Raw genomic sequence first — 19,917 nt, forward strand, 5'->3', positions numbered from 1 at the left:
GGACTTCAAATGTGGGATACAACAAAAGATTATAGAATTTTAGTAGCAAGCAAAGCAAGAGAAAACTATCTGAATCTAATTCCGACAGCATCTTTTAGAGGAAGCTGGAATAAAAAGCAAGCCATTGATTTGGCAAAGCAAATGAACAGCGATTTCCAATCATTGACATACTCCTATTTAGAAGGCGATGAATTAGTTAATTCACCGGATGTTGCAGCCCTAAAAGAAAAAGCTTTAAAGATTATTGAATATCTGGGCGGAGATGACTGGAATAAAAAATTTTTAAGCAATGCTCCAAAGGAAGAAAGAGAAAAAACCCAAGAAAACATTGCAAAAGTTAGATTTTTCCTTGACACAATCATCGGCCTAAAAGAACGTTTGGCATTAGGTCCAATCAACGATCCCATTATGGGAGTCGACATTAAAGTTGGGGAAGTCATGAGCGTAACCAGTCACCCAAAAAATGATAAGCTTATGCTTTGTAACGTAAACTTGGGCAAACGTGCAATTACTGTTGTAACAAACGATTTGAATGTTAAAGATGACAATAAGGTTGGAGTGTCCTTACTACCCCCACAGGCATTCAGCGATATTGTAAGTGAAGGAATGTTTCTTGGAATGAATGGAAGTATCCTCAAAGAAGTCGAAGGAGATCTTGGAGCTATGCCAAAAGGCATTCCTATGGAATCCCTCAATGAAACACGTAACCTTGTTGAAAACTATTTAAAATAAGTTCTAACCACTTATTTTTCTTTTTTTGTAAAATGAAAAAATTAAGCAGATTGAAAGACTATCTTAGATTCAACCCTATTAATTTTGTTTTAGTCATTTCGTCTACGGCATATTTTATTCCTTCTTTGCCAACGCCACTATTTTTAAATCCACCGAAAGGCATGTTGTCTGTTCTGAATGTTGATTGCTTATTAACAAATACAGTTCCCGCTTCAATTTCATTTGCACATCTCATTGCATTTGCATAATCATTTGTAAATACTCCTGCCTGAAGTCCATATTCAGTATCATTAGCCACTTCAATAGCTTCATCAACACTATCTACACGGATTATTGGTGCAACAGGACCGAATGTTTCATTAACAACCAAATCCATATCGGCTTTTACGTTATCAATAACGGTAGCTTCATAAAATGCCCCATCACGAATGCCCCCAGCCAATATTTTAGCGCCTGCATTTACTGCATTGTTTACTGTTTGTTCAACCTGCATCGCCGCTTTTTCATTAATTAATGTTCCAAGAGTAGTTTCGCTATTCAAAGGATTTCCCATGACCAGCTTTTTAGTTTTATCAACAAGCCTTTGTGAAAATTCATCAGCAATATCCTCTTCAACAATGATTCTTTTAACACCCATGCATACCTGTCCTGCATTTAAAAATGCTCCATTGATAACGCCAGTCACTGCTTTATCAATATCTGCATCCTTTAAGACAACCATAGGGTCATTTCCACCAAGCTCTAAAGTTACTTTTTTCATTCCTGCTTTTTGAGATATCATCAATCCTGTTGTTACGCTTCCGGTAAATGATATTTTATTAACATCCTGAGAAGTCACCAGGTAATCCCCAACTTCAGAACCATATCCGGTTATCGTATTTACAACACCATCTGGAAACTCATCGTCCAACAGTTCACAGAATTTCATTACAGTCAATGGGGCTTCGGTCGGCGGTTTTACGATTACAGTGTTTTTGCATGCTATGGCTGGCGCGATTTTGTGGATTGTCAAATTTAATGGGTAATTGAATGGAGTAATTGCTGCAACAACGCCTAACGGCACCTTTTGAGTGAATGCAAAAAATCCCTTGCCGTTAAGACCTGCATCCAAAGGCACACTTTCACCATAAATTCTTTTTGCTTCTTCTGCTGCGAGTTTTAATGTTTCGATTGATCTGTCCAATTCAACAAGAGATTCCCTTATTGGTTTTCCAACCTCCATAGTTAACAAATGAGCGAAATCCTTACGATTTTCTTTTAATTTATCGCAAACCTCAAATAATTTATTTGAAACTTTAAAAGCTGACATCTCCTGAAGAGAGTGCTTGGCATTATTTGCTTCAAAAATTGCCAAATCGGCAGTTTGCCTATGAGCAATCGGAACAGTATCTATTGTTTCACCATCATACGGATTTATAACCCCTGCCAAATCTTCACTTGAAATATGTTTTCCACCTATTAACATGTCCATATTATCACCCAAAAAATTTCTTAAAAAAAAAGTTAAAAAAAAAGTAAAAAAAGGATTATTTATACGTTGGAGTATAATAAACCAGTTGCTCTAGAGACAAAGAAAGCCAAATAAATTCCGATGATACCTTCCACTATTCCGCCGACAGTTGAATTTAGCTGAGTAATGAAACCAGCGATTATCAATAAAATAAATGTAACAACTACAACGACAAGAGCAAATAAGATCAGGTTGACAATTCCCACTCCAGTAATATCACCAAGGGCATCGCCGATAGACAATGCATCCATAATGTCTTCAGTTTTGGCCAATCTGCATTGAGCCATGAATGCTGCCATTGCAAAAATAATAAACAGCACAATCATCAATATTGTAGCAAGCCAATCTTTGAAAATAAGTCCTAAAATCGCACTTATAATAATTGGAATAATGAAATAAGCAAGATATACAACGAGTAATTTAACTCCATTAAATGTCTGTCTTATTATATCAATTCCCGGAGCATTATCATTTCTTTCAATACCGTACTTGACTATATCCAATTGATAACCAGAGACTATGAAACAAAGAATGATAGAAATAAGGCCTCCTATAATTCCAAATCCGAATACCTCAATCACATTACCATCTGAAATACCTGCAAAAATAGCTGCAAAAGTTAATGCAACAACAATTCCAAGGATTACGCCCAAAATAAGATATAAAACTAATGCTTTAACGTTATTTATTGGGTAAACTAAAGCATCCTTCATAATTTCTATGATTTCCATTTTGTTCACCTATTGTTTATTGAATAAAAACTCAAATTAATGAGAATCGTTTTTATTTATAATCATAATAATATTTAATGATATTGAAAAATGACAAGTTTTAAATAATAATTTAACAACAAAAGAAAATAACAAAACTTAAAACATTGAAAACATGATTAAATTAGCTTATACAAATGTTGAAAACCTTGATTTGAAAAAAGGTTACGTGTTAGTTTCCCAAAATAGGAAAGAAAAAATTGATTTTTACAAGTTTGACAGGGACAAAAAACTGAGCTGTGGAGTTTATCTTCTACTGATGAAACTATTGGATGAAGAGGGAATTACAAAACCCATAATAAAAACTGAAAAATATGGTAAGGCATACATATCCAACTTTGAAGATATCCATTTTAATGTCAGCCATTCAAATAATATGATTTCCTGTGCAATTTCCGACAGACCTGTCGGTACAGACATTGAATATAATGACCCTCAAATTGATTTAAACATAGCAAAACAATATTTCTTCAACAGCGAGTATGAAAACATCATGAAATCACCAAACCCGCCAGATGAATTTTTCAGCTATTGGGTTTTAAAGGAAAGTTACATGAAATATACAGGTTTAGGGTTTAATTTAAGTTTAAATAGTTTTGAAATACTCAAAGGCAAAGAAATAAAACTTAAAAATGATAGAAATAATCTTAAGTTTGGTTTATTTGATATTGAAGAATATAAATTAGGTATTGCAGGACACTACACTATAAAAAATGCCGTAAATTACAATATCAATGATTTATATTAGCTAAAAAAAACAACCCCCAATATCAGTATGCCATAACCCATTATGTGAATCTTTTCAAAACAGCGATGTTGAAAAATCAATACTATATGAAAACATAACACTTTTTTAATAAAAGGTTCATATATTACCATATAAATTGATAAAAGTTTAAAGATAGAATGAAATCAATTAATCTAAACAAAGACCTTAATGAAATATACACATTAACTGAATTCATCGAAAAGATAATTCAAAAAAAAGACTTTCAAATAGATTTGATGCTTGAAGAAGTTTTAGTAAACATTGTCAATTATTCAAAATGCGAATATATCACAGTTAATGCTGAATTTGAAAATTCAATCTTGACAGTGGAATTTATTGACAATGGAACAGTATTTAACCCACTTTTAAAAGAAGATCCCAAATTCCCAGATTGTATTGAAGATGCTGAAATCGGAGGATTGGGAATTTACTTAACAAAAAAACTGGCTGACGAACTGGAGTACAATCATATAAATGATGAAAATCACTTAAAAATTATTAAAAAAGTGGAATAATGAAACAAAAGCTAAAAAAAATATTAATACCATTCTTTTTGATGTTAGCTTTTATAGCTATCACAGAATCATTGGATATCCTTATGGATTTTGGAATATTCACTCCCCATGTAGGGATGTTATTTGTTTTTGGAATACTTTTTGGACCATATGGTGCAATAGGCAGCGTCATGGCAAACATAGTATCCGATGTATATAACGGATACAATCCCATCATGATAATCTGTTCCGAAATTATTAGCTTTGCGATTTCCTGCCTGGCATATAAGCTTTGGTATTCAAGTTACAGAGGACATGAAATTACAAAGCCTAAATTAGACACTACTTTCCACTTAGGATTATTTTTATCAATTATGCTAATTTGCGGAACCATATATGCTGTTTTTCATGGAGAAATATTCCATTTAATTTATAAATCCCCTTTAGAATATATAATGCAGGTATACCTAATCAGTTTTGTTAACATTGCATTTGTTTTCGGAATACTACACATTTGGGTTTCCAAAAAAATAGACTTCATCCACACTCCAAAAACACTCAAAAAACAGTTTAACAAGAAATTATACACAGCATTATTAATTTCACTAATCACAGTTACGGTTATCACAACTGCATCATATTTTTTGAAACTAAATAACAGCATAATAATTGGCGAATTAATATTGCTTGCGATTCTGCTTTTTGCTTATTTGACAAAACCGGTACAATATAGCGAAACTGAAAGTGAAGGAGATTCTGTGGTAGAGAAAATAATGACCATGTTCCTTCTGACAACATTATTTATTGTAGTCTTAGGCATATTGCAGTCATTTATACCTGAAGCCCGCCATATTGTAAATATTGATTATATTGATAATTTTTTACCTGCAATGCCAGTAATTGCATTTGCAGATATAATAACCATATTATTCTTCATTCCAGGATTTAACATCATATTGTATGTTGAAAAGAAAGTAATCAACCCAATCAAATCATTTTCCGAAATTGAAGACTTTATTGCAGAAAACAAGAAAATAGAAGCTGAAGGATTGGTAAACCTCTATTCAGAATACATTAATGAAACAGATGAAATCGGAAAACTTGCCCGAAGTTACACAGATTTAATCAAACACAATAACAGTTATATTGAAAACATCCATGAAATTGAAGGTGAAAAGGAACGCATTAAAGCTGAACTGGATATTGCAACTAAAATTCAGGCATCAAACTTGCCAACCAAAGCCATTGAAAATGAAAATTATATAGTTGCCGGTTATTCAAAGCCTGCAAAAGAAGTAGGAGGAGACTTCTTTGATTATTATCATCTGGATGATGGCAGACTAGTCATTGTAATAGGTGATGCATCAGGCAAGGGAGTTCCCGCAGCATTGCTTGCAACAATTACACAGGTTATGATTAAGCAGATTCTGCAGCACAACCGAGACCCTTCAAAAGTTTTATATTCACTTAACAATCAAATATGTGAAACCAATTCCGAAACAATGTTTATCACATTATGGGTTGGAATCTACGACAGAAACACTGGAAAAATAACATTTTCAAATGCAGGACACAACCCGCCTATAATAAAGGATAATGACGGATACAAATATCTGAAGATAAATACGGGAATTGTTTTGGGCATTATGGAAGACTTTGAATTCACAAATGAAGAAGTGACCTTTTCAGAGGAAATAATTTTATATACTGATGGAATAACCGATGCAAACAATACCCAACAGGAAATGTACGGAGAAGACAGGCTTCTAAACTTTTTCAACAGACATGGTGCAGATAAAAATCCTATTGCACCATTATTAAAAGATATAGATGAATTTACCGATGGTGAAGAGCAATTTGATGATATGACACTTGTTTACCTGAAAGACAAATCATAGAAACTATTTGAAATATTTTCCCAAATCATTCAATTCACCGTTGAATTCTTTTACTTCTTTTGAATTAATTTGACCACCTAAATCAGCCATATAACTTTTATACATATAAATTGCCAGCAAAACCACCACCATAATTCCGCCAAATAGCAATATAAATTCCGCTGAAGCCTGTGCATCATTATCCATTAGAATCCCCCCATTAAAAAAGACCCACCAAAAGTGGATACCAAATAAAAAATACCGAATGATGCTGATGCCAAAGGCAACGAGAATTTAATTCCTTTTTTAAATTCACCATACATTATCAAACTGATAATAAATGCAACCAGAATCGAATGGATAATCAAATATATTTCACCTGCAATCGGTGCTGTTAAAATAATCTCCGATTCCATCCCATAATTTTGCATAAATCCCGAATAAACACCAACCATCCCAATTGCAAAGGGAGTAGCGACAATAGCCGAAATTAAAAGAAACATGACAGACATTATCACAGTTGATTTTCTCTCGCGTTTTAGTGCAAGCAAATCACGCAAATCATCTGAAACTTCAAAAAGCACATTAGATATGCTGGAACCGCTTTTACGACCATCCAAAATAATGTCAAAAATTCTCTCCAATTCCCAAGATTTTAATCTTTTACTCATTGCCCTCCACGAATCATCGAAATTACGACCCATTCGAATTTCAACAATTGATCTTCTCATTTCATCGTATAGGGGCCCTTCACCGTACTGGGACATATCCTCCATTGCATTTTCAAAGCTGAGTCCAACCTGCAACATGCTTGACAATTGCCTTAAAAAATCAGGTGCAGTCTTTTCAATTTCCTGCGCTCTTTTTTCTTGCCGAACAATAACATATGTGAAAAGGCCAGGAATTACGAAAAACGGCAAAATCACTACTGATACCGGCAAGCCAACAGCAGCCAATGTTAATGCCAAAACAATTTCAGAAATTATAATGAAAATTATAACAATTGCCAAAACTTTACTCGCTTCTGTAAAAATGGCTCCACTTAGTAAAAATTCCTGTAATTTAGATAAATACTTTTCAGGAATAATATTATCTAAAAATACTGCTAAATCATTAATTATTTTAAATTTCATAAAATAATATTAGATATCAAAACATATAAAGTGTTGGTTGTATTCAAAATAAGTTTTACAAAGTAAAAACAATCCTTTAATAAAAAATAAATACAATCAATATAGAATTAAAATGCATTTTACAGAAAAAACAATGAAAAATATAAAAAAAGAGGAGTTTATAAATAAACTCCTTAAACGTGTTTAAATTTTATTTTCTTCTTTTAATGTTTACGCCTAAGAGTGCTAAAACAGCAATCAATACCAATATTGGATTACCGGTTTCATGTTTAGCCAAACCAGATTTAGAATAATCAGCCGGTTTTTGAGCAGTAACATTATCAACTGGATGATCTACAATAACAGTAACCGTACCTGTTCCATTTGCAGGATAGTAGATATTTGTTTCATTGGAATACACTTTTACAGGATATGTTCCAGGCTTATAGTCTTTTGGAACTGTCCAAGGTATCTTACCCCTACCGTTGACGATATCAATAACCTTTCTAGTTCCGTCAGGCAATTCTACAGTAACTTTTCCATTAAATGTGGATCCATCACGAGGAATAACCGTTATAGGAATTGTAACATCATCACCCAGTCTTGCAGTAACCTTACCTACTACAATATCAACTGGGATTTTTATTACAGTTATTGTTCCGTCACCTTCAGAAGGCAAGTATTTTTCATTTCCAGCAAATCTGACATGGTCAGGATATTTGCCCGGAGTGTAATCGTATGGAACAAACCAAGTTGTTTTTCCATTTCCGTTGATGACATTTACAACTTTAGTACTGCCATCAGGGAATCTTATTGTAACTTTTCCAGTGAAAGGCTTACCGTCATCTGCAGTTACCTTAATTGGAATAGTAACTTCTTTGCCTGCGAAAGTTGTCACATTACCAACGCTCACATGAGTAGGAATTGGTAAAACTGTAATTGAAGATGTATTAGTTGCAGGAATATGATTTCCATCAACAATTGTAGTCCAATTAACAAGATACTCACCGACAGGCAATTGATCAACAGGAATAATTCCATCAGGACCAACAGTACCTTCTGCAACCACTTTACCGTCTTTATCGTAAATCACATAAACGACATCAGTAGCATTAGTACTGTCATAATCCACCCTAATAGGGTCACCATAATATACAGTCACATCTTCACCTTCAACAAGTGAAGGAGCAGGTAAAACTGTAATTGAAGATGTATTAGTTGCAGGAATATGATTTTTATCAACAATTGTAGTCCAATTAACAAGATACTCACCGACAGGCAATTGATCAACAGGAATAATTCCATCAGGACCAACTGTACCGTTTACAATAGGATTGCCATCCTTATCAAAGATTTGATAAGTAACTTCAGCGGCATTAGTACTATTGTATGGAACTTCAATAGGATTGCCATAATCTACTGTCACATCAGTTCCGTTGACAAGTGAAGGAGCAGGTAAAACCTTAATGCTGGAAATGTTATTTGCAGGAATGTGATTTTCATCAACAGCATTATTCCAGTAAACAATGTAATTTCCAACATCCAATTGCTTAACAGAGATAGTTCCATCAGGACCTACAGTACCGTTAGCAACCATATTGCCCAATTCATCATAGATTTCATAGGAAACTTCAGTGGCATTAGTACTATTATAATCCACATTGATAGGATCTCCATATACCACAGTAACATTTACTCCATTTACCAATGAAGGGTAGTTTACAGTGACATTTTCACATGAATACTTATTGTTTGAAGTGTTCCTATCTTCCTGTGTGGAGTTTGCGACAACCACGTTTTCAACTTTGCCGAATGCCAAAGTTTTTACGGTAATTGTTAATTTAGCTATATCTCCTTTATTTAGAGTGCCGACATACCAAATTCCTTCATCCTGATTATATACTCCATCGCCTTTAATGTCGGTAATTTTCACGTTACCTGTCATATTTTCAGTAACATTTACATTAGTAGCGACAGAAGGACCTAAATTAGTAATGATAATAATGTATGTTATTTCATCACCAACAGTGACTTTTGTTTTATCCACAGTTTTATTGATTTTCAAATCAACAACAGGAATTGCAGTAATATTGGTACTGTTAGAAGCTCCAGTTGTGTTTTCAGTTGAATTGACAGTAGCAACATTAGGTAATGTTCCATTAGTCAAAACAATTACATTGAAACTAACACTGAAACTGGAACCGTTTTCTAAATTGCCAATATGCCAAACGATTGTCTTGCCATCGAAATCACAAGCCACAGTAGTGCTTTTACCATCAAATTTAAATGCATCATCCAATACATCAGTAATATTTACATCAGTAGCGTTGGAAGGACCCAAATTAGTAACGGTAATAGTGAAAGTAACATTATTACCAACCCTTACAACATCAGGATTTGCGGTTTTTATGATTTCAAATGCAACGGCAGGCAATACTATAACAGGAATTTCGCTTGAAACGTTAGTATTATTTTCATTACAGTTTGCAACAGCGACGTTTTTGTAGATACCATTCTTAGTAGCATTAACAATAACATAAACGCTTTTAGTTTCACCTTTAACCAATTCTGGAATTGTCCAAGTGACTTTGTTACCATCCCTTTGACCGTTGTTGCCCACTTCCATAATGTCAAATACAGTCATTATATCATCACTTATAACAACATTGGTTGCATTTGCAGGACCATTGTTTGTTATGTTAATAATAAATCTGATTAAATCACTGACATTTGCATTTTCAGTTAAATTAGTGGATTTCACAATAGTCAAATTAAGTGGCTCAACATTAATCTTTGTAGTATTTTTCACTTCAGTCCTATTCTCATTACAAGTGACATTTACCGCATTAGTTATTGCACCAATACCTCCGGTACGGACAACAACATAATACCTGTGAATATCATTGGCATCTAACTTAGTTAACTTCCATGAAATAACACGAGTAGACGGATTATAAGAATAACCTTCCGAAGCAATATCCTCAAAGATCAACTCTTCAGGCAATTGGTCGCAGATTGTTAAATTGGTAGCTGCCACATTATTGAAATTTGAAACAACAATTGTGTAGTTTACTAAAGAATTGTTACCTATAACTGTAACATTGGCTGTCTTATTGATATTCAAAATGATATCATAAACTTCAACATCATCCTGAGCCTTAACTTCAGTATCGTTTTCTTTAGAAGTTACGGTTGCATAGTTGGTTAAAGTTTTGGCAGAAGTTACGTTTGTGCGTGCAGCAATCCATAATTCAACAACTTCCTTGCTGTTCAATTTTGAGATATTCCATTTAGCACCGTTATTATATTGGCCAAGATAAGTAACCTGAACCTTTTGATTTTTCCTGACACCTGCATCGACAAATGTGAGGCCTTCAGGCAGCTGGTCAATGACAATCACATCAGTTGCATTTCCCAAATCGTCGTTACCTACAACAATGGTGAAGTTTACAACAGTATTGTTAGCAACAGGAGAAACGTCAACTTTTTTAGTAATGTTTAAAACTACAGGAACAACTTCAATGGAAGCATCATCATTCCTTTCTTCAGGAATTTCATCTGAAATAGCGCTTGCAACGTTAACTAGTGTACCTTCTGCGGTAGTGTTAACAAGAGCAACAACCCATAATTTAACATATGAATTTTTAGCAATTTCGGAAATATCCCATTCAATTTCAGTATCCTCCTGAGGATAAGTCAGATTAAGGGTTACATCTGCACGGTAGGCTGAAGTTTGGCCAAGCTCAACAGTTATTGTTTTACCATCTGAAAGAGATATGCTGTTACCATTGCAGTCAATAATTCCACATTCAAAGCTCAAACCTGAAGGCATTCTATCCTTAACAACTACATTAGTCAGCTTAATTTCTGAAGTATTATTTACTATTATTGTGTAATTAACCAAAGTATTGTTGGTAACCACTGTAACATTAGCCTCTTTAGTAATGGATAAATCTGCCGGAATGTAAGTAATATCAGTTTTATTTTTAACTTCAGTGCTGTTTTCCTCACAGGTCACATTAACGTTGTTGGTCAATATAGTTTTTACATCAGAACCGAAATTAACGCGAACAGAAACCCATAATTCGACAACAGAATTTCTGGCCATTTTGGAAATATTCCATTGGACAAATTCCCTATATCCCGGAAGGTCACCTTTATTCCATTTAGCAACAATTCCCGGAGTAACAACTCCAGCGTCTTCAACTGTCAAGCCTTCAGGTAATACATCAACAACAGTTACATTATTAGCATCAATGCCATGACCGTTTGCATTTGTATTGTTAACAGTTATAGTAAAGTTCACAAGATTATTATAAGTAACTTCAGAGACATTTGCAGTCTTGTTGATTTCTAAAATAACCGGACCAACATTTACAACACCAGATGCATTGGCCTTTGTAGCGTTTTCATCACAGTAAACAGTAACATTATTAACCAATGGACCCAATCCGTTTGTGCGAACTTGAATCCATAAGATTACCTCTTTGCCGGCAGTAATATTGGAAATACTCCATTCAACACCACTGCTGCGAGTAGTGTTTGTTATGTGAGCACCATTAGCATTAACCACACCACATTTTTCAAAAATCAATGTGGCCGGCAATATATCAGTCAAATTAACGTTGGTTGCATTTCCTGCATCAGCAGTATTTTTTACAACGATTGTGAAGTTGACTAAAGAGTCATTTAATGTGACATGGACATCTGGAGTTTTAGTGACGTTTAAAACCACATCATAAATTACAAATGAATTTTGATTTCCAACCTCTTTGTAATACCTGTCCTCATTATGGACGGCATCAACAGTATATTTGCCTGCGTTAAGACTATTGAATTCAATAGTAATTGATCCATCTGTCTTAGTTACAATTAGACCAGAGTCATCAGGAAGTGCAGATAGAAGACCGTTATTATTAGTAGGCTCAATACCTCCAGTAAGGTTATAGATAACACCAGTTTCATTTCTGATTATGATATCTATAAGCTGAGCATCCTCATAAGGGCTTTGCCAAATACTATCTGCATTTTTAAAACCATCTGTAGGATAAGCATAATCTCCAGTATTGAAGGATTTTAGAGCACGGCCCTTACTATCAGCAGAAAATTCACATTGAATATTATACAACTTAATTGAATCGCTACTACCGTCATTCCAAATTGCATTAGCAATGTTATCATTAGCCTCCATGGTAATATTGACAGTGACTTTAGCTAAAGCATAAGTCTCATTACCTTTAATATCGATTGTGATTGCTTTGCTGTGTGCTTGGTTTCTTTCAAATAATGCATTCGCAATATTAAAACCAGTAGCATCCTTTGTTTTATAAATAGCAGACCCATTAGTTGCATTGTTATCGTTGAAATAAGTTACATTGATATCAATATTACTAGCCTCAGTGAAAATCGCACCACCATAAAAAGCAGTATTTCCAGTGAAGTTTGCATAATCAATATCCTGATCAGGTGCAAAATAGTAAATTGCGCCACCATTTTCAGTAGCAGCATTATTGGCAAAGTTAGAATTATTTAAAATTCCATTAGATCCAAATATAGAACCATAATCAGATCCCCAGTATATAGCACCACCATTATTAGCAGAATTACCGGTGAAATTAGAATCAATTACATTATTCCAATCATCTTCAATAAGTATAGCACCACCATTATTAGTAGCAACATTCTTAGTGAAATCAGAACTACTTACAGGTGTAGCATAGTTCAAATCGAGAGCACCACCATTATTAGCAGAATTACCGGTGAAATTAGAATAGGAAACATTACCAAATTCACCTTCCCAATAAATAGCACCACCATTTCCCTCAGCAGAGTTAGAAGTGAAATCAGAACCAGAAACAGTACCAGAAGCACCATACCATTTAATAGCACCACCATTATTGGTAGCATTATTCAATGTAAAATTTGAACCGGTTACAGTACCATAATCACCATCCCAATAAATAGCACCACCATCTTCCTCAGCAGAGTTAGAAGTGAAATTAGAATCAACTACCTCAGAATCATCTTCTACATTATAGATAGCACCACCCTTAGTAGCATTATTATTAATGAAAACAGAACCTGTCACAGAAGCAGTCCACTCTAAATAGATAGCACCACCATCTCCCTCAGCAGAGTTAGAAGTGAAATTGGAATAGGAAACAGTACAATCATCACTATACAAATTAATAGCACCACCATTATTTTTAGCGAAGTTATTAGTGAAATCAGAATATGAAATAGCACTATAATCACCTTCCCAATAAATAGCACCACCACTTCCAGCAGTAGCATTATTCAATGTAAAATTTGAAACGGTTACATTACCATAATCACCACTCCAATGAATAGCACCACCATCTCCCTTAGCAGAGTTAGAAGTGAAATTAGAACAGGACACATTACCATAACCACCATCCCACTGAATAGCACCACCATTTATTTCAGCGAAGTTATTAGTGAAATCAGAACAGGACACATTACCATAACCACCACTCCAATGAATAGCACCACCATCTCCCTCAGCAGAGTTAGAAGTGAAATTAGAACAGGACACATTACCATAACCACCATCCCACTGAATAGCACCACCATTTATTTCAGCGAAGTTATTAGTGAAATATTAGAACCGAAAACAGTACCAGAAGCACCTTCCCAATAAATAGCACCACCATCTCCATCAGCAGAGTTATTAGTGAAATCAGAATATAATACAGTTCCATTGGAACCAGAATCACGCCAATATACAGCTCCAGCATAACCTTCAGTTGCGGAGTTATTCGTAAAGTTAGAATGTTTTAAAGTTCCATAGGTCCCTTGCCATTCAATAGCTCCCGCATAATGTGTAGCGGAATTGTTAATGAAATTACAGTAGGACACATTAGTGTAATGTGAGCCACCATCCACTTTTAAAGCACCAACATAATACCCATTAGGAGCAGATACAGTTTCAATTGCAGTATTGTTAATGAAGTTACAATACTCGACAGTTGCATTTGGAGCTTGAACTTCCAAAGCACCTGTGGCAGAAAATTCCCCAGTATCAGCAGGATATGTATCATCATAAATAACCTTATTACCTATAAAATTACAGTGTGAAACAAGAGAATTCACAGCATCATCTTCAATAACTATAGGAGAATGCACTGCAGTATTATTTGTGAAGTTACATTCTATCAACTTAAACTTTTTAGAGTTTGAGTTTAATGCAGCCCCATTATATAATGTAGCACCTCTTTCAAAATTACATCTATACACATATCCATTTTCAGGAATTATCTGCTCCATAGGAGACCCCCAGGAGATTGAAGCCGAATGTTTTTTTGAATAATCATCAGTAAAGTTACAGTATGACACATTACCATCATCTCCAGTCCAGAAAATAGATCCTCCCCGAGCATGCTTATCATCACCATCTATAACGGAGTTATTATTGAAAACAGAATTAATTACTTTTCCGCCAGTACCCCTCCAGTAGATAGCACCTCCACCATGATAATCAACACTACCATTAATGGAGTTATTTGCAAAAGTACAATTATCAATAATACAATTAGAACCGGTCAACCATACAGCAGTGTGATTTGCATTTAAAAATTTGATATTTTTTAAAACAACATTATCCCCGGAGATGGTAAAAATTCTTGAAAGATGATTTCCATCAACATAATTGTTTTGCCCATCAATGGTGCATGATGCCGAAATATCGATTCCTGAATTAGGCTCGATAGGAATAGGGCCTTGCAAATCACTATCAGAAAATGTATAATTTTTATCTAATTTAACATTTTGAGGATCATTCACCAATTGATTATTAATATCATCTCTTAAATTTTTAAAAGTACCATCACCTGGCGCTTTTAGAACATCATTATTCTCATTAGCGGACAGTGGACTTGGATTATCTTCAATTTCAGCAGCGCTTACAGCACTTAGACTTAAAAGAATTATAATTGTCAATATAAAGATTAACTTTTTGCTTTTCGTATTTTCACCCCCCTTTAAATTGTTAAGTTAATCAAGTAAATAATCATTAAACCATTTACTCATATATAATATTTTTTTTAAATATTATATAAATTTTATTAGTGAAAATAAGAAAATTTTGAAGATAATCTAAAAAAATAACTTGGTGACCTATTAAAATGCCCAAAAAAATAAAAAAAATTGAACCAAATCCATTCAATAGGCACATCACAATCAACTTTTTCACTGAAAACATATACAGTGTATAACATTCCATACCTAATCCCAGTTGTCTCCGGTGGTTTTTTAATTAAATATGATTATATTGAATATGACAGTTGTCCGGTGTTCTGGTCAAATATTTCTTCATTAATTGTCTTACACCCAACTATAGAATGTTTTGCATGACCGAGGTGCTTGAACCACCACCCCCAAAAGAGGATGAGGATTCCTGAATTTTTTTTCACTTAATAATGTTAAATAAATTGATGAAATTGATACCAATTTCAATGATATCCAAAAAATCGCAAGACAACATACAAAACCAGAATTATTGCCAATGCAATCAGGGAGGTTCTAATGGAAAAGAATTTGGTTTTTCCGAATTCCTCATCCTTGACATTGCCTGCCTTTATGATTCTTTCCTTTTCGAATGAACACTTTTGATAAATTGCTTCAATGTCGTTTGGAAGTCTTCCATGTTCATTTAGCATATTGATTGTTTTATTCAGATATTTGACGGCTTCTGCATCATTTCCCATGTTCACACAACAGAATGCTGCCTTGTAATTGAAATTGGTCTGCAATTCCAAATCGTCTTCAATTTTACCCTCAAAAGGAATACATCTTTTATAATATTTCAAAGCTTCATCGTACTGTCCAAGTTCATAAAATGCATCGGCTTTTGCATTAACTCCCACTATAGTACCTTCCTTTTGAAGAGATTTATCCAAGTATTCCAGTGCCTCATTGTTTTTTCCTGTTTTTTGAAGAGTTATTCCCATGTACAAGTCGGATTCATCATCTTCACCATATTCCTTTTCATATTGATTGAGCTGTGTTAATGCATCATCATACATTTTAGCATTTATCAGCAATTTAATCTTGCTCATCAAAACTTCACTTTTGGTTATTCTTGGCTCTTCAATGGAAACATAGGAATCGTATTTGTTTAGGGCTTCATCCATATATCCTAAAGATTCTTCAACATATCCCTTGTTAAATCTGGACAATGCCTTATCACATAACACATTTACGGAGTTGGGCTGTATTTTCAGGTATTGGTCAAAGTATTTTTCACCGTAATCCCCATCATCATGAGATTCATCATAATACTGATAGTACAATCCTTTTTCTTCGAGTGCAAGCAGATAATCTGCATTTATTAATAGATCCAAAATTGCCAAATACTCTTCAACCGCATCCTTTCCATGCCTTTTTCTAGCCAATTTAAGGGCATCTTGATAATTATTGTCAGAAATATATTGCTTTGCAGTTTCAATGGCATTACTCATCTTATCATCCTTTTAAAGTTAAAAAAATTTCATTTACTTTATATCTATCTCCCTTTAATAATAAATAGTTTTAGGTTAACCTAAACTTTAAATACTATAAAATCTAATGAATAAATATTTAGGTTTGCCTAAAATTTGGGGATGGCAACCTAAAAAAAATATTTTTTTAAAAAACAGGATAATACTTCAAAAGGATATTATCCATTGTTAATAAAAATGGGAGAAAAAGGTTAATGACAGAACTAATTGTAGGATTAGCGGGAAACCCCAATGTGGGGAAAACTACTGTCTTCAATCGATTAACCGGTATGCGCCAACATGTAGGAAACTGGCCTGGAAAAACTGTAGAAAGAGCAGAAGGGCATTTTTCGCATGGAAGCTACGACTATGATGTTATTGATTTACCGGGTAATTACGCATTAAGTGCTCATTCCATGGAAGAAATCGTATCAAGGGATTTCATCGTGGATGATGACTCTGATGTTATTGTTAACGTAGTGGATGCTGCTAATCTAGAACGTAATCTATATTTAACAGTACAAATGATGGAATTAGGTGCCAATCTAGTAATGGCACTTAACATGAACGATTTTGCAAAGAAAAAAGAACATATCATAGACATTGATTTAATGAGTGAACTACTGGGGATTCCAATAATTGAAATCAATGCAAAAAACGGAGACGGCTTTGAAGAACTATTGAACACCGTTGAAAAACAGTCAAAAAATCCGATTGATTCCAGCAAAAAACTATCATACAGCAATGATATCAAAGGACATCTATCCGAAATTCAGGAAGTCATCGAAAAGGATGAAAGCCTATTGGATGTTCCTTCAGTCTGGACTGCAGTCAAATTACTAGAAAAAGACACAATAGTTATAGATAAAGTGCAGAATTCAAAGTACGGATCTGAAATATTAGTCAAAGTAGATAAAGTAAGTAAACATCTGTATGACGTCTATAAGGAAGGTCCTGAAGAAGTTATCGCAAATGCAAGATACGCATTCATTGACGGTTTAATGGCAGAAGCGGTTAAAAAACCTGCTGTAGAAAAAGAAACCACAACCGACAAAATAGATAAGATTGTCACCAACAGGATTCTTGCACCGTTTATTTTTCTAATTGTGATATTTTTACTATTCCATTTGACATTCACAATATCCGCTCCTTTCTGTGATGCAATTGATGAATTTTTCGGTTGGTTGGGACCATACTTAGCAGAACGTGCTGGAAACGAAATTTTAGGTTCCTTCATTGCCGACGGTCTTATAGGTGGTGTAGGAGGAGTGCTTGTATTTTTACCTCAAATCATCATATTATTCCTATTGCTGAGCATATTGGAAGATAGCGGATATTTGGCAAGAGCTGCTTTTACATTAGACATCATCATGCACAAGATTGTCGGACTTCACGGTAAGGCATTTATACCTATGATTTTAGGATTTGGATGTGGAGTGCCTGCAGTTATGGCAACCAGAACAATGGAAAACGAATCCGACCGTCTGCTGGCCATGATGCTTATACCATTCATGTCATGTAGTGCAAGAATGCCTATCTATTTGATGCTCACAGCAGTGTTCTTTACTGCAATTCCAGTATTTAAATTTGGACCATTCGTTTTAACTCAGGAATCACTTGTTGTAACTTCAATGTATGTTCTGGGTATTGTCGTAGCACTTATCGTTGCGGCCATTCTTAAAAGGACAATGTTTAAGGGCATGTCCGCACCATTCGTTATGGAACTTCCAACTTATAAAATCCCATCACTAAAAGGTGTTTTACTACACACCTGGGAAAAGACAAAAGGATTCCTCAAAAAAGCAGGTACCATCATCCTTATAGCGACAATTATTATTTGGGTATTAAGCAGCGTACCGTTTGGTGTTGAATATGCATCTGCCGACAGTGCATTAGGAATGATCGGTACAGCGGTTTCACCAATTTTTGCCCCTCTCGGTTTCGGAGAATGGCAAGCAGGTATTGCAATAGTTACCGGTTTGGTTGCAAAAGAAGTTGTTGTATCCACACTAGGAACGCTATCGGGTGTTGAAGACGTCGAAGCGGATACGGATGCGATGGATGCAATGGTTGCAAGTTTATTTACCCCACTGTCTGCAATTTCATTCATGGCATTTACATTATTGTACATTCCATGTTTTGCTGCAATCGGAGCAATAAAACAAGAAACAAACGGATTCAAATGGCCTTTAATAATGTCAGGTATTACACTAGTAACAGCATATATCGTATCATTTATAATCTACAATGTCGGCCTGCTTGCAGGATTCGGATAGGTGATTATTGATGCGCAACAGAAGTGGAATCAGAGGTGTTGAAATTCCAAGGGATGATGACTGAAATTTACAGCCATCATTCCAAAACTTTAAGGGAGAATAGAAAAATGACAAAAACTTTAAAGGATACAAAACCTGGTGAAACAGTAACACTGGTCAAATACCATGATACTGGTGATGTGGGTTTGAGAAGACACTTATTAGGCATGGGTTTTATTAAAGGAGCAAAAATTACCATTAAAAAAGTTGCTACTTTAGGAGATCCTATTGAAATGAGTGTAAAAGGATATGACATTTGTCTTCGAAAAGAAGAGGCGAAAAATATTGAAGTGGAATAATCTTCAGTATTTTCCATATTTTTTTATTGGAGGTGTTATCCTGAAATGCCGTATGTGTGGTTTTGAATTTGATGAAAACAAATTAGAAAATCGTGGCTGCACTAGCTGCGGAAAACATGACTGTTGTAATCAGATTCATTGTCCCAACTGTGGATTTGGTAACCATCCAGAATTTGAAGAGGAATTTGAAATTATTAACAAACTAAAAAATAGAATAAAAACAAGTAAAAAGATTAAAATTAATTTTTAGAAAGGGAGTTGTAAAAAATGAGACGCAATGAAATTTTTGATAAATGTTACGAACATAAACATGCATTAATTTTTGCTGCAGGAATCGCTACTGCAGTTATTGGTAAAAAAGTATTAGAATCCGATGCAGTAAAAGATGCTGCAACCAAAGGAATGGCAACAATAATGTCTGCTAGAAAAGATGCTGAAGAATGTTTTCAAGACATGAGAGAAAACGCAGAAGAAATTGTAATTGATGCTCACGAAGAAGAAAAAAAAGAGATTTACATAAAAGATGAAGAGTAATCTTATTT

At 34.5% G+C, this 19,917-nt stretch carries 14 protein-coding genes; 7 read left to right on the plus strand and 7 right to left on the minus strand.

Annotated elements, in window-relative coordinates; all coding sequences use genetic code 11:
- Nucleotides 1-9: 9 nt before the first annotated feature.
- The gene (locus QZV68_RS01200; protein ID WP_296877791.1) at nt 10-732 is read left to right on the plus strand and encodes a tRNA-binding protein; all 723 of its coding nucleotides are present in this window, start codon (nt 10-12) and stop codon (nt 730-732) included.
- A gap of 58 nt (nt 733-790) precedes the next feature.
- Here the strand turns inward: QZV68_RS01200 and QZV68_RS01205 are convergent, their stop codons facing one another.
- A complete protein-coding gene (locus tag QZV68_RS01205) occupies nt 791-2,203 on the minus strand; it encodes a lactaldehyde dehydrogenase (protein ID WP_296877793.1) in 1,413 nt (470 codons plus the stop codon).
- A gap of 59 nt (nt 2,204-2,262) precedes the next feature.
- The gene (locus QZV68_RS01210; protein WP_296877795.1) at nt 2,263-2,973 is read right to left on the minus strand and encodes a DUF4013 domain-containing protein; all 711 of its coding nucleotides are present in this window, start codon (nt 2,971-2,973) and stop codon (nt 2,263-2,265) included.
- Between the two features lie 154 nt (nt 2,974-3,127).
- Here QZV68_RS01210 and QZV68_RS01215 point away from each other — a divergent pair, with 154 nt between their 5' ends.
- The 3 genes from QZV68_RS01215 (at nt 3,128) to QZV68_RS01225 (ending at nt 6,173) form a co-directional block, all read left to right on the plus strand.
- Complete coding sequence (locus QZV68_RS01215; RefSeq protein ID WP_296877797.1) at nt 3,128-3,760, plus strand: 4'-phosphopantetheinyl transferase superfamily protein; 633 nt, start codon at nt 3,128-3,130, stop codon at nt 3,758-3,760.
- A 158-nt stretch (nt 3,761-3,918) separates the two neighbouring features.
- Nucleotides 3,919-4,296 (plus strand): ATP-binding protein, encoded by a 378-nt coding sequence (locus tag QZV68_RS01220; protein ID WP_296877800.1) that lies wholly within the window; start codon nt 3,919-3,921, stop codon nt 4,294-4,296.
- Nucleotides 4,296-6,173, plus strand: coding sequence for a PP2C family protein-serine/threonine phosphatase (locus QZV68_RS01225; protein WP_296877802.1), 1,878 nt, complete (start codon nt 4,296-4,298; stop codon nt 6,171-6,173). The genes QZV68_RS01220 and QZV68_RS01225 overlap by 1 nt, the downstream gene beginning before the upstream one ends.
- 3 nt (nt 6,174-6,176) lie before the next feature.
- Here the strand turns inward: QZV68_RS01225 and QZV68_RS01230 are convergent, their stop codons facing one another.
- From QZV68_RS01230 to QZV68_RS01250, 5 genes are all read right to left on the minus strand, one after another.
- On the minus strand, nt 6,177-6,359 hold the full coding sequence (locus QZV68_RS01230) for a class III signal peptide-containing protein (RefSeq protein WP_296877804.1): 183 nt from the start codon (nt 6,357-6,359) through the stop codon (nt 6,177-6,179).
- Nucleotides 6,359-7,285, minus strand: coding sequence for a type II secretion system F family protein (locus tag QZV68_RS01235; RefSeq protein ID WP_296877805.1), 927 nt, complete (start codon nt 7,283-7,285; stop codon nt 6,359-6,361). Before QZV68_RS01235 ends, QZV68_RS01230 begins: the two co-directional genes overlap by 1 nt.
- Before the next feature lie 190 nt (nt 7,286-7,475).
- The gene (locus QZV68_RS01240; RefSeq protein ID WP_296877807.1) at nt 7,476-13,820 is read right to left on the minus strand and encodes a hypothetical protein; all 6,345 of its coding nucleotides are present in this window, start codon (nt 13,818-13,820) and stop codon (nt 7,476-7,478) included.
- Between the two features lie 38 nt (nt 13,821-13,858).
- The gene (locus tag QZV68_RS01245; RefSeq protein ID WP_296877808.1) at nt 13,859-15,223 is read right to left on the minus strand and encodes a hypothetical protein; all 1,365 of its coding nucleotides are present in this window, start codon (nt 15,221-15,223) and stop codon (nt 13,859-13,861) included.
- Nucleotides 15,224-15,735: 512 nt separating this feature from the next.
- Complete coding sequence (locus QZV68_RS01250) at nt 15,736-16,743, minus strand: tetratricopeptide repeat protein (protein WP_296877810.1); 1,008 nt, start codon at nt 16,741-16,743, stop codon at nt 15,736-15,738.
- Nucleotides 16,744-16,976: 233 nt separating this feature from the next.
- Between QZV68_RS01250 and feoB the strand changes: the two genes are divergently transcribed.
- From feoB to QZV68_RS01265, 3 genes are all read left to right on the plus strand, one after another.
- The gene (gene feoB, locus QZV68_RS01255) at nt 16,977-19,037 is read left to right on the plus strand and encodes a ferrous iron transport protein B (protein ID WP_296877812.1); all 2,061 of its coding nucleotides are present in this window, start codon (nt 16,977-16,979) and stop codon (nt 19,035-19,037) included.
- A 107-nt stretch (nt 19,038-19,144) separates the two neighbouring features.
- Nucleotides 19,145-19,375: a FeoA family protein gene (locus tag QZV68_RS01260; RefSeq protein ID WP_296877814.1), complete on the plus strand. Its 231-nt coding sequence runs from the start codon at nt 19,145-19,147 to the stop codon at nt 19,373-19,375.
- Nucleotides 19,376-19,642: 267 nt separating this feature from the next.
- Nucleotides 19,643-19,909, plus strand: a complete 267-nt coding sequence (locus QZV68_RS01265) for a DUF6110 family protein (protein ID WP_296877816.1) — start codon at nt 19,643-19,645, stop codon at nt 19,907-19,909.
- The last annotated feature ends 8 nt before the right edge of the window (nt 19,910-19,917 follow it).

It is taken from the genome of uncultured Methanobrevibacter sp., from assembly GCF_902801725.1.
GTDB lineage: Archaea > Methanobacteriota > Methanobacteria > Methanobacteriales > Methanobacteriaceae > Methanocatella.